At 52.0% G+C, this 10,882-nt stretch carries 12 protein-coding genes; 4 read left to right on the top strand and 8 right to left on the bottom strand.

Features of this window, described 5'->3' with window-relative positions; all coding sequences use genetic code 11:
• From ACW17M_RS23835 to ACW17M_RS23820, 4 genes are all read left to right on the top strand, one after another.
• Positions 1 to 656: TrbG/VirB9 family P-type conjugative transfer protein (locus ACW17M_RS23835; RefSeq protein ID WP_457548192.1), on the top strand; the 656-nt coding region annotated here is incomplete at its 5' end.
• Positions 656 to 1,816, top strand: a complete 1,161-nt coding sequence (gene virB10, locus ACW17M_RS23830; RefSeq protein ID WP_012561145.1) for a type IV secretion system protein VirB10 — start codon at positions 656 to 658, stop codon at positions 1,814 to 1,816. The genes ACW17M_RS23835 and virB10, both read left to right, overlap by 1 nt.
• A gap of 41 nt (positions 1,817 to 1,857) precedes the next feature.
• Positions 1,858 to 2,853 carry an ATPase, T2SS/T4P/T4SS family gene (locus ACW17M_RS23825; protein WP_012561144.1) on the top strand — a complete coding sequence of 332 codons (996 nt, stop codon included), beginning with the start codon at positions 1,858 to 1,860 and terminating at the stop codon, positions 2,851 to 2,853.
• Complete coding sequence (locus ACW17M_RS23820) at positions 2,853 to 3,386, top strand: phospholipase D family nuclease (protein WP_000792636.1); 534 nt, start codon at positions 2,853 to 2,855, stop codon at positions 3,384 to 3,386. Before ACW17M_RS23825 ends, ACW17M_RS23820 begins: the two co-directional genes overlap by 1 nt.
• A gap of 172 nt (positions 3,387 to 3,558) precedes the next feature.
• Here ACW17M_RS23820 and ACW17M_RS23815 read toward each other — a convergent pair whose 3' ends face one another.
• The 8 genes from ACW17M_RS23815 to ACW17M_RS23780 form a co-directional block, all read right to left on the bottom strand.
• Positions 3,559 to 3,873, bottom strand: coding sequence for a hypothetical protein (locus ACW17M_RS23815; RefSeq protein ID WP_000091613.1), 315 nt, complete (start codon positions 3,871 to 3,873; stop codon positions 3,559 to 3,561).
• 254 nt (positions 3,874 to 4,127) lie between these two features.
• The gene (locus ACW17M_RS23810; RefSeq protein ID WP_000215515.1) at positions 4,128 to 4,484 is read right to left on the bottom strand and encodes a cupin domain-containing protein; all 357 of its coding nucleotides are present in this window, start codon (positions 4,482 to 4,484) and stop codon (positions 4,128 to 4,130) included.
• On the bottom strand, positions 4,474 to 4,875 hold the full coding sequence (locus ACW17M_RS23805; RefSeq protein ID WP_001293886.1) for a HepT-like ribonuclease domain-containing protein: 402 nt from the start codon (positions 4,873 to 4,875) through the stop codon (positions 4,474 to 4,476). Before ACW17M_RS23805 ends, ACW17M_RS23810 begins: the two co-directional genes overlap by 11 nt.
• Positions 4,872 to 5,162, bottom strand: a complete 291-nt coding sequence (locus tag ACW17M_RS23800) for a nucleotidyltransferase family protein (RefSeq protein ID WP_001247892.1) — start codon at positions 5,160 to 5,162, stop codon at positions 4,872 to 4,874. The genes ACW17M_RS23805 and ACW17M_RS23800 overlap by 4 nt, the downstream gene beginning before the upstream one ends.
• A 63-nt stretch (positions 5,163 to 5,225) precedes the next feature.
• Positions 5,226 to 5,624, bottom strand: a complete 399-nt coding sequence (locus ACW17M_RS23795) for a DUF6710 family protein (protein ID WP_012561143.1) — start codon at positions 5,622 to 5,624, stop codon at positions 5,226 to 5,228.
• Positions 5,624 to 8,860: a MobF family relaxase gene (gene mobF, locus ACW17M_RS23790; protein WP_012561142.1), complete on the bottom strand. Its 3,237-nt coding sequence runs from the start codon at positions 8,858 to 8,860 to the stop codon at positions 5,624 to 5,626. Before mobF ends, ACW17M_RS23795 begins: the two co-directional genes overlap by 1 nt.
• Entirely contained in the window at positions 8,860 to 10,389 is a 1,530-nt protein-coding gene (locus ACW17M_RS23785; protein ID WP_000342688.1) for a type IV secretion system DNA-binding domain-containing protein, read from the bottom strand. The genes mobF and ACW17M_RS23785 overlap by 1 nt, the downstream gene beginning before the upstream one ends.
• A gap of 1 nt (position 10,390) precedes the next feature.
• A complete protein-coding gene (locus ACW17M_RS23780) occupies positions 10,391 to 10,807 on the bottom strand; it encodes a hypothetical protein (protein ID WP_001749975.1) in 417 nt (138 codons plus the stop codon).
• Positions 10,808 to 10,882 lie beyond the last annotated feature (75 nt).

Genomic DNA, 10,882 nt, shown 5'->3' with positions numbered 1-10,882 from the left:
GCTGGACGTTTGCGCACAAAATGAACCATTTTTTTGTGAAGCCGAAACAGGCCATGAGTGATACCAACCTGGTGATCGTCACCGATAAGCGCACCTATAACATCGTCCTCCATTTCATCGGTGAAGAAACGAAGAAAAATGCAGACGGTACGGTATCAAAATCCTTTATTGAAACGCCGTGGGCTGTGCGCCAGGCCGTTCTTCAGCTGACCTATGAATATCCGTTTGAGCAGCAGGAAAAAGCCAAAAGCGCGGCTGATAAAAAACGCATTACGCAGAAGCTGAAGCAGACGGCTTTTGCGGGGGCGAAGAACTATCAGTACGTAATGAGCGAACAGCCTGAAATGCGCAGCATCCAGCCGGTTCACGTCTGGGATAACTACCGCTTTACCCGGTTTGAGTTTCCGGCCAATGCGGAGTTACCGCAGGTCTACATGATCTCGGCCAGTGGCAAAGAAACGCTGCCTAACTCTCATGTTGTGGGTGAGAACCGCAACATCATCGAGGTGGAAACCGTCGCTAAAGAGTGGCGTATTCGTCTGGGCGATAAAGTCGTTGGCGTTCGTAATAATAATTTCGCGCCGGGCGCCGGTGCGGTAGCAACCGGTACGGCTTCCCCGGATGTGCGCAGGGTTCAAATTGGGGAGGATAACTGATGGCCCGTAAAAGTGTCGATGTAGATCAGGAACTCGATGAAAACACCGGAGACGGTGAATTTGAAAGCGAGCGTGGCGGATTTAATGGCAGTAACCGCCGTTCGGCTCCTGGTATGAAAGCCTTTGTCATACTGATGGCGCTGCTTGCTTTGGTATTCATCGGGATTACGGTCATGGGTAAAATTCGCGCCCCGGCTAAAGCTGAAGCTGATAAAGACGGTGGTAAAGCGCAACAGGCCAATACACTGCCAAACTACAGCTTTAACAGCGATCCTGATGTTAATAAACCTGCAACTGCGCAGAATAGCGCCACTGATGCCCGTGCTGTGCAGGCTGCCGCACAGGCAGATGCAGATGCGGGCAGCAGCAATACCGGCGCGCGTACCTCTAATAAGCGTAAAGAACCTTCGCCTGAAGAACTGGCTATGCAGCGTCGTCTGGGCGGCGAGCTGGCCCAGACTAATCAGGCGGCTACAAGCAATAGTCCCGGAGTGCAGCCCCAGGACAACGAAACAAGCGAAGGTAGTTCAGCACTCGCTAAAAACCTGACTCCTGCAAGGCTGAAGGCTAGCCGCGCTGGAGTCATGGCTAATCCCAGCCTGACTGTTCCGAAAGGCAAAATGATCCCCTGTGGTACCGGCACCGAGCTGGATACCACTGTTCCGGGTCAGGTTTCCTGCCGGGTTTCACAGGACGTTTACTCAGCTGATGGACTCGTTAGGCTGATTGATAAAGGCTCATGGGTTGACGGGCAGATTACCGGTGGTATCAAAGACGGCCAGGCGCGCGTGTTTGTTCTCTGGGAGCGTATCCGCAATGACCAGGACGGAACAATCGTTAATATTGACAGTGCCGGAACGAACTCACTCGGCAGCGCGGGGATTCCGGGCCAGGTGGATACCCATATGTGGGAGCGTCTGCGTGGTGCGATCATGATTTCGTTGTTCTCTGACACCTTAACGGCGCTGGTTAACCAGACGCAGAGTAATAACATTCAGTACAACAGTACAGAAAACAGCGGTGAGCAGCTGGCGTCTGAAGCACTCCGCTCTTACATGTCTATCCCCCCTACCCTCTACGATCAGCAGGGTGATGCGGTGAGCATTTTTGTTGCCCGCGACCTCGATTTCAGCGGCGTTTATACGCTCGCAGACAACTAAAAAAGTGGGCGCTTAGCGCCCGCTTTTCTTCAGGAGTAATCATGACTGATGCAGCTTTCTATCAACTTGGCCCACTGCGCGAGTATTTAGAAGATCCTACTGTTTTTGAAATTCGCATTAACTGCTTTCAGGAAGTTATCTGTGATACGTTCAGCGGCCGCAGGGTTGTGCAGAACGCGGCAATTACGGCAGATTTTATTAGGAACCTTGCTAAATCGTTGGTGAGCAGCAACAAGCTGACCATGCAGGCCATTAATGACGTGATCCTGCCTGGCGGGATCAGGGGCGTTATCTGTCTGCCCCCTGCGGTGATTGACGGTACAACGGCCGTAGCGTTTCGTAAGGATTTGGCGGCCGATAAAAATCTGGAGCAGCTGACCCGCGAGGGGATTTTCAGTGACTGCCGGAAGATTACCGGCAGCAAGCAAAGCCTAACGGATGATGATTTTTTCCTTAAAGAGCTGCACAGCAGCGAAAAATGGCCCGCATTCCTGCAAACCGCCGTTGAGAAGAAACGCACTATCGTGATCTGCGGTGAAACCGGGTCGGGGAAAACGGTACTCACGCGCGCGCTGTTAAAATCGCTACATAAAGACGAGCGTGTAATTATTTTAGAGGACGTTCACGAAGTCACGGTCGATCACGTTGTAGAAGCCGTTTATATGATGTACGGCGATGCAGGAAAGATCGGCCGCGTCAGCGCCACTGATGCCCTGCGAGCCTGTATGCGTCTGACACCGGGCCGTATCATCATGACTGAGCTTAGGGATGATGCTGCGTGGGATTATCTTAAAGCACTTAATACCGGCCATCCAGGCGGTGTTATGTCAACGCACGCTAACTCTGCGCGCGATGCCTTTAACCGTATTGGGCTGCTTATCAAGGCGACCCCTATCGGCCGTATGCTCGATATGAGCGATATTATGCGAATGCTCTACTCCACCATTGACGTTGTGGTGCATATGGAAAAGCGGAAAATCAAAGAAATTTATTTTGACCCTGAATATAAAATGCAGTGTGTGAACGGGAGCCTGTAATGAAAAACTTAGCAACCTGGCTTCTGGCCGCAGCATTTACGACAGCCGCCCTGCCCGCCTTTGCGGTGGAACCATCCGTTCAGGTTGGCTACTCGCCTGAAGGAAGCGCCCGCGTTCTCGTCCTGAGCGCCATTGACTCCGCAAAAACCTCGATACGGATGATGGCTTATTCTTTTACCGCCCCGGATATTATGAAAGCACTGGTAGCAGCCAAAAAACGGGGAGTTGATGTGAAAATCGTAATTGATGAAAGGGGCAATACGGGGCGCGCCAGCATTGCGGCCATGAACTACATAGCGAACAGCGGCATCCCTTTGCGTACTGACAGTGATTTCCCTATCCAGCATGACAAGGTGATCATCGTGGATAATGTGACCGTTGAAACTGGCAGCTTTAATTTCACCAAAGCGGCCGAAACGAAAAACTCGGAGAATGCGGTGGTGATCTGGAACATGCCTAAGCTCGCTGAATCATTCCTCGAACACTGGCAAGACCGCTGGAATCGGGGGAGAGACTACCGTTCCAGCTACTGAATACTGACCGCCAAAAGGCGGTTTTTTTGTTCAAAGAAACTGATCTCAGTATCGCGCCCGGGGCAGCTGGCCAACGTCGCCGGCATCGCGCCGGCAAAAATCGAAAAACAGAAATATCAGCAAGATAGCTTAAACAGGTGTCGGGAAATTTCGTTGAGATATTTTGAAGGAATCACAGTGTAAGCAGGCGCTTTTTCAGGGAGGCGCGTTCTTGCGGGTTGCGTCCCTTGTGATTGGCGATGCGATCCGCCGTGGCGGCCTGGCGCTTGACGGGCCAGTAGGAGCGGCCATCCTTGCCCATCGACCAGACGCTGCTGGCCTGGTTTTCCAGCAGGGGCAGATGGGCGCTCAGGGCTTCGGGCGACGCGCTGGTCAGCGCCGTGCGCTCACGGGTGCGCCAGCGCTGATGCCAGAGCTTCTTGTCCTCGCGCTCGCTGCCGCAGGTCGTGTGCCCGACGATGGGTGTTTTGCGGCGGCTGCGGCTCATAACGTAGTGGTCTCCAAGAACATTCAGGACTGATCCCAGGCGTCGATGGTCAAGACCTGATCGGCAGGACAGGCGGCTACGCGGTCGGGAACTGGATGGTGTTCAGTCTCATGCCGACCCCATTCGATTGATCGCGTCGCTTGCGGCACGCTGCGACGCAAGGAGGTTTGCGACCTGGTTTAGCAGCCGTGTCCGCTGCATGTCTGTTACCTATCTCCCCGACCGCTCATTGGACCAACTCCAGAGATTGGGCTCTATCGCTCAGCCAATACGAAACCGGCATTGGCTGATGCCACAACCGAGACTAACACAAATGGCTCGGTACCTGTATTTCGCGCCCCGTGCACTTGGCCCGGTCTTGCCACGGCTATCTCACCTTCCCTGAGGGCACGAACAATCCCATTGCCCTGAAAGTAATCAGCCATTCCCGACAAAACAGTCCACGTGTCTTGGCCGTGAGGATGAATGTGAGCCGCAATTTCCTGCCCGGGATGGACATGCCAAACCACGATAATTGAGTCTCGGGTTTCAAGCACAACGGAACGAATAGGCTCGCCTTCGGACGGCTGAACATACTCGGCTACAGAAAATATTCTCGATTCAACAGTCATCGGAGATCCCTCTTTCACAGTTGTCGTTACGGTCTTCATCGTCGGCATCCTGACGCACGGCGGGCAATTGCTGGAGCAACGCCGGCAGCCATTCCTGTACCGTCTCCCACACCACATCGAGGTTGATGTCGAAATAGCCGTGAGCCATGCGATTACGCATATTGCGCATGCTGCGCCACGGCACGTCGGCATGCGCCTGGGTGAACTCGACGTAGCCATCCATCACCTTTGTGGCCGCCTCGCCGATGACGATCAGGCTCATGATGACGGCCTGCTGGGTGCGCTTGTCGGCCAAGAAGTCGTCCTTGGCCATCCCTTCCACGAAGCTGCGCGCATCGGTTGCGGCCTGCTGAATGTGGTCGAGGTAATCGGGCAGGCGGTTCTCGCTCATATCGGTTGCGCCTCCGCGAGCACCTTGGCCCGGAACTTCGGCGGCAGGTCGCCGGGAGTCAGCAGATCGACGTCAACGCCGAGCAGCGATTTCAGTTCTTCTTCCAAATCGCCCAAGTCCAACAACGTGGCACCGGGCAGCGCATCGACCAACAGGTCGAGGTCGCTGCCATCCCGGTCGGTGCCATGCAGCACCGAGCCGAAGACGCGCGGGTTCGCGGCGCGAAAGCGGCCTACCGCTTCACGCACTGCGCTTCGCTTCATGTCAAGCACAACAGACGGTCGCATGCGCATCCTTTCTTATCGAAACTCGTTGAGATGATATGCAATCAAGAATAGAATTTCAAGAACTCACAAAGTAACGCGGTGGTTAATATCCTGTACCCACGGATTGCCCTTAGCGCTGCCTATATCGGCTAAAGCACTCCGGTAGCTTGATTCACCCCACGGCCACGGCAGGATCTTGGCCGTCGCAAGCGCCAGGGGAAAATCTTCAGCTGCAAGCCTGAGTGATTTCATGTGCGTGTAATCCATCGCCCAGATGATTTTTGTGAAGAAGAACTCGCGCTCGTTCATGTCCGGGCGCGCGTCCTGGCCCTCCGTGCCAACGGCCAGCAAGTAATCGGCCTGAATTGGCAGTATCAGCGCGCGTAGTAAGTCATGGATCGCCGGTTGCGGCAGTCTGCGCGCCAGATTAATTACCCGGTCGAACTTCAGTTTATCCTGCTTGCGCTTGTCGGTCTGCTCCATCAGATTTCATGGCCCCCTTCTTCATGCTCATGCTCATGGGTGTGTTCTTTTCCGGTATGGCTCTGTTCCGCCTGAGACGTCTGCGGCATGGCGTAATCGTCGTAAATGCTGCTGTCAAAGTCGTAGTCTGATGCTTCGGCATAATGCTCGTAATCGGCATACTCCTGCGCGCTCCACTGCTGATCGTCGGCAGCAGCATAATCATGGGCCAGCTCTGCATCATTTTGCTGTGCTTCATGACGCCGCAGGCCAACGGAATCATCCATAGGGTTCTGCTTAAGATGAAAGGCGTCCTCTGCGTTGCTCACCGGCTGATAATCAGTGCCGGTTGTCATGTTATGTTCATCGGGTTTCTGGTTAAACGCCATGCTTTCCCCCGTGGCTTCTGGCAGACCTTTTTCAGCTGATCGGGTTTCTAAACTGGTATCGCGGCCAATATCCTTAAACCTGGCCTCAAGCCCAAAGAAACGGTCAATTTCTGCGGCCGTGGTTTTCGGGCTGTCGCGGCTCACGCTCGATGCCAAAGATTTTTTATCGTCGGTAAAAATTTCCACCTCATGACGCGCACGCGAAATACCAACATAAAAAACGTCCTTAGAAGTGGTAAGCGATTTGGTATCTATGTTGAACAACACGCGATCACAGGTAAGCCCTTGGGATTTGTGGACGGTGGTTGCATAAGCATAGGAAAGATAAGAAGCCTGTTTTTTGTCCAGCTCAACCGTGCGCCCTTTTTTGTCCTCAAGCGTCAGTTTTTCACCCTCCACGGTTTTCACCGTGAAGCGGTCGCCGTTGGCAACGTCCAGCGTTTTATCGTTACGCGTTACCATAACCTTATCGCCCGGCGCCAGTTCGGCGCTGACTGCCTGGTATACAGACAGCTTGGTGTGTGTACGCGGGCTGAAAGCGATCTGCTCACCGCTGCTGCTTTCAACCGTCAATTTGTTGCCCGGCCCGGTATCAAGAACCTGGTAAGACTCGCCCCGCTTCATACCATTTTTGTAATCCTGTTCGGGGATAATGATTTGCCCTTTACTGAAATAACGGCTGTCGCGGCGTTCCGCCTGTGTCGAATCCACGCGGTCAAGTAGCGTGAACGTTTCGCCGGTTCCGGCAAGCCCCAGATTGCCCCGGATGTAGTCATTGAGGGTTTTGCGTGAGGCGTTCGTACCAGAGATTATCAGGGTGGCATCCTGTTGTTCTGAGGACAGAGACAGGTAGCGATCGGCAAGTTGAGCGAGTCGGGGCGCTTCTTCCTTCAGTTCGTTCACGCCGGTGATATTTTTCAGGGCGCGCGCGGCATTACCTTCAGCGGCATACTTAACCGCCTCAAGCAAAACTTCATTCTTCTGTCGCTGAATGTCTTTCATGTAGCTGGTCTGCATATCTGCTTTAATCAGCTGCTCAAAAGGCTTACCGGCTTCTACCGCTTTCGTCTGTGACGTATCCCCCAGGAATACCGCGCGAGCGTTATGCTTCTCGATCACCTCCATCAGCTGTTTCATCTGTCGGGCGGGTATAACCCCGGCTTCATCAATGAATACGACTGATTTTTCATCCAGCTTTTTATCCTTCGCTTTGAGGAAAGCGGCAACGGTGCGGGCCGGTAATCCATCATCTTCAAGCGCTTTTTTCTGTGTCCCATAGGGGGCCAGCGCCGTGACCTTCAGCCCTTGTGACTCCAGCAGCTCTTTAGCGGCCATCGTCATATAGCTTTTACCGGTACCGGCGTAACCATGTGCGGCCACAAACCGATCTTTGCTCGTCACAATTTCTGTAACCGCGCGCATCTGCTCCTTCTTGAGGGTTTTCCCGGCAAGCAGCTGGCCTGCAATCTCTGCGGTCAGCTGTCGCGGCATCTGCCCCCGGCCGCGTGATTCGATAGTCAGAATGGAACGCTCAAGGCGAATACCCTCCACGGTAGTGACGCGGTGGCTGGTCTTTTTAAGCCTGCCGTTTTTAATACCATCATCTACCGCAAAACGGGCTTTATCCGCACGCATCCCGCTATTCGTCAGCGAGTCGATCCACTCTTTGCGCGTCAGAGTTTCGGCCATAACTGAAGCACCGACCTTCAGAGTTGATTGATACCGGGCTTCGCCCTCGATGATGGCGCCCTTCTGTACCGCCTTCAGGTACGCTTTTTCAACATCGGCTATTGTGGCATGGCCCAGCACCTGCTTATTAGCGATTTGAATCAGCTTCTGGCGTTCAAAGCTGGCATCGCGCTCTGACAGCGACTTAACTGCAAACTGGATAGCCCGGTCAGCTTTAACCTCCGGGCTGGTAAAATCCGGGGCCATGTTGCGCGCTATATCAGCCTCCAGAGGTTTACCGTGTCCCTGCCATTCACGGTTATCAAAATCAATGCCGAGCGTTTTGGCGCGGCTGGCCCATTCCTGGTGAATTTCTTCACGGGAATGCTCTGTTTTCTTTTCACGCGTAGCCATCGAGACGCGGCTTTTCGTCTGAGCATCGGCGGTTTCCCGCGTCAGACCCATTGCAGCGAGTCCCTTTTCAATTTGCTCCGACCGGCGGGAAAAAGCGCGAATCTGTTCATCTGAAAAATGGGCCATATCGAACGTGTTATTTTTGCTGTTGTAACGCAGCTCATAACCGGCTTTGGTCAACTCCAACGCCAGCTCCTGTTTGTAAACATCGCCCAGGTGCATTTTGTTACGCATCAGCTCATCATTTTTGAGCGCGCGCCACTGGCCGTCCTCGCGCTGGGTCATGTTCATGACAAAAGCGTGTGTGTGCAAATCAGGATCTAGCGCCCTGGAAGTTTCGTGGCGGAAAGTAGCGACGACAAGGTTATTGGTATTCTGGGTTACTGATTTCCCCTGGCGAGTCGTCCGGGCCTGCGCGAGTTTTTCAGCTTCACGCACAGCAGCGGCAACAGCTTTTTCATGAGCCTCGATAATGGTTTTATCGCCGTGTATCAGCGCCTGCATGGATACCCCTTTAGGCGCTGAAAACGTCAGGTCGTAGCCCAGACGCTCTTTTTTGGCATCACCCACGTGTCGCTGCATATGCGTGAAGGTATCTATCTCTCCGACAAGCAGCTCTTTAAACCGGGCTGATTCAACGTCCCCGGATAAGCCGAGGGCTTCAGCTCCGGTTCCCTGCCAGGACGTGAATGATGAATCCTTACTGTAGTAATCATCCTTTGCATCAGAGTAGTAGCCCACAACGCTAGTGACGTTCTGGCGGGTAATCGTGGTTATATCAAGCATCAGATCTCCCTCAGTTCAATGCCAGGAACAGGGTTTTTGCGATGGTATTTAACGTGTTTAGCCTTGAACTTAGCGACGGGCATATCACCAGGCAACGCCAGATAGCCGGTGAGGTTTGGCAACATTGATATTTCGGTAGGCGTTACGGCACGAACAACTTTAACGTCGCGGCGTTTACGGACAATCCAGGGCTTCTGAGGATCGGATTCTTTACGCTCAACTTCGCCTTCTATCTCACCGAGTGAGCGCGACATTTGATCCAACGTTTCATCACCGAGACGGCTGCCGCCCAGCACGATGTTAGAACGCATGTTAGCCAGAATTGTCTGAGCCATATCCCGACCATAAACCTTAACCAGCTGAGAATAGGTTTGATAGCCAGCATAAACACACAGACCGCTTTTACGCCCTTTGGTCAGTGCATCGTTGAGGTTTGGCAGAAACTGGAGTGATTCCAGCTCGTCAATAAATACATTAATGCGGCTTTCTTTTTCACCCATACCCAGCACGATAGAAAAAATCGAATCCAGCCAGCAGGAAATTAGCGGATTAAGTGACCTTTTCATTTCTTCCTGCCAGGTGATAAACAGGGTTCCCGGCTTTCCATCATCAAGCCAGTCACGCAGGGAAAAATTACCTTCCGGCATTTTCAAATGTGGGGCAAGATTCTTACTGAGAACAAATCGCGCGCTTCCAACTGCTTTTTCAGACCCGGAAAAAATAGCTTCGGCAGGCGTCCCCATTAAAAATTCTTTTAATTTTTTCTGGTCAACGTTACAGGCCCAGTGAATAACTTCTTCCATAGTTACTGTGCTGTATAGGCTGTGAAGTTTTTTCGAAACTTCACTAAAAATAAGACGGCCATAGCCGAACCATTCTTCAGTAGCCATATCAGGGCTTTCCTGAACAATAGAGTTCACTAAACGCTCGTAATCATATGAACGGCGAATTTCATTGAAAAACACCCAGCCTTCAGTGCGTTTATCATAGGCGTTTAAAATAACATCGCCGGGACGATAGAAATTCTTTAAGAACCCCCCATTTGGATCTAAAGCAATATTTTTGCCGCCTCTAATGATGCTCTTAAATAACAGTTCATTGAAAATTGTGGTTTTACCAGTACCGGTTGTACCGGCAATCGAAAAATGCAAGTTCTCAGCGTATGTAGGTATGGGGATATTAGCCACGGTTAACTGGTTGACACCTCTTTCGCGTGTTTTATCAGCGAGTGTTCTGGCGCGAACAAGCTCTGTACCACGATAAATCTTTTTGAATCTTTCGCCTTTAAACACGCGTGATTTATCATAAATGATAAAAGCGATCAGACCGCCAACACCAATAAACCAGCCAGCAATTAAAGCTGACCATAAAGGCCATAGCGAAAAAGTATTCTTAACCAGATACGGAATCAGGTATTTAGCCGTGGATGGATCAATACCGTAGGTAAATTTTGCAACTAGAAACCATACCATCACTGGAGGCAAAGTAATTGCAAATAAAAATGCTAAGCCTCTTTCTCTATCGTCCATTTCAGCGCTCCTTTTTTGGTTCCCAGACTTTGTAGCCGTTACGTTCAACCTCTGCTTTTGCCGCTTTGGTTTTGCCCGGTTCTGCTATCGAGCGCAGGAGGATTAGCGTTTCAATAGCGAGTGATTCATGCAACATCATCTGTCCTGCCGGTGGGAATTTTACGCCAGATAGCGTTTCGGTTATTGCCTTCAGCTCATCGCGCAGTGGGCCAAAATCCGCATCTGAAGCACGGTCAAAAAGATAATCCAGTTTGCGATTTACGTCGCTCAGCCGGTCGGCAACTATTTTCAACCCGGACTCCCGATCACCTGGGCCAGCTTCAATGCAGCGCCGCAGATAATCTGACCGATTACCTCCTGAAACCAGGTCTATATAGGCCAAAAGTTCATCTGATACTTTTGCGGTTATTATTGGCATTCAGTCCTCACATTGTGCATTTCTTAAACAAAAAATTGGGATCTAACAAGCTGAAATCTTAGTATTACCAGATCG

The sequence above is a fragment of the Vreelandella sp. 2A-K22 genome, from assembly GCF_054065485.1.
Note: the sequence above shows the minus strand (reverse complement) of the source record. Positions and strands in the feature narration are given on the sequence as shown.

Bases quoted from the DNA above. Each gene is read 5' to 3' on its own strand.
- virB10 (WP_012561145.1), top strand. From the start codon at position 656: ATGGCCCGTAAAAGTGTCGATGTAGATCAGGAACTCGATGAAAACACC.
- ACW17M_RS23825 (WP_012561144.1), top strand. From the start codon at position 1,858: ATGACTGATGCAGCTTTCTATCAACTTGGCCCACTGCGCGAGTATTTA.
- ACW17M_RS23820 (WP_000792636.1), top strand. From the start codon at position 2,853: ATGAAAAACTTAGCAACCTGGCTTCTGGCCGCAGCATTTACGACAGCC.
- ACW17M_RS23815 (WP_000091613.1), bottom strand. From the start codon at position 3,873: ATGAGCCGCAGCCGCCGCAAAACACCCATCGTCGGGCACACGACCTGC.
- ACW17M_RS23810 (WP_000215515.1), bottom strand. From the start codon at position 4,484: ATGACTGTTGAATCGAGAATATTTTCTGTAGCCGAGTATGTTCAGCCG.
- ACW17M_RS23805 (WP_001293886.1), bottom strand. From the start codon at position 4,875: ATGAGCGAGAACCGCCTGCCCGATTACCTCGACCACATTCAGCAGGCC.
- ACW17M_RS23800 (WP_001247892.1), bottom strand. From the start codon at position 5,162: ATGCGACCGTCTGTTGTGCTTGACATGAAGCGAAGCGCAGTGCGTGAA.
- ACW17M_RS23795 (WP_012561143.1), bottom strand. From the start codon at position 5,624: ATGGAGCAGACCGACAAGCGCAAGCAGGATAAACTGAAGTTCGACCGG.
- mobF (WP_012561142.1), bottom strand. From the start codon at position 8,860: ATGCTTGATATAACCACGATTACCCGCCAGAACGTCACTAGCGTTGTG.
- ACW17M_RS23785 (WP_000342688.1), bottom strand. From the start codon at position 10,389: ATGGACGATAGAGAAAGAGGCTTAGCATTTTTATTTGCAATTACTTTG.
- ACW17M_RS23780 (WP_001749975.1), bottom strand. From the start codon at position 10,807: ATGCCAATAATAACCGCAAAAGTATCAGATGAACTTTTGGCCTATATA.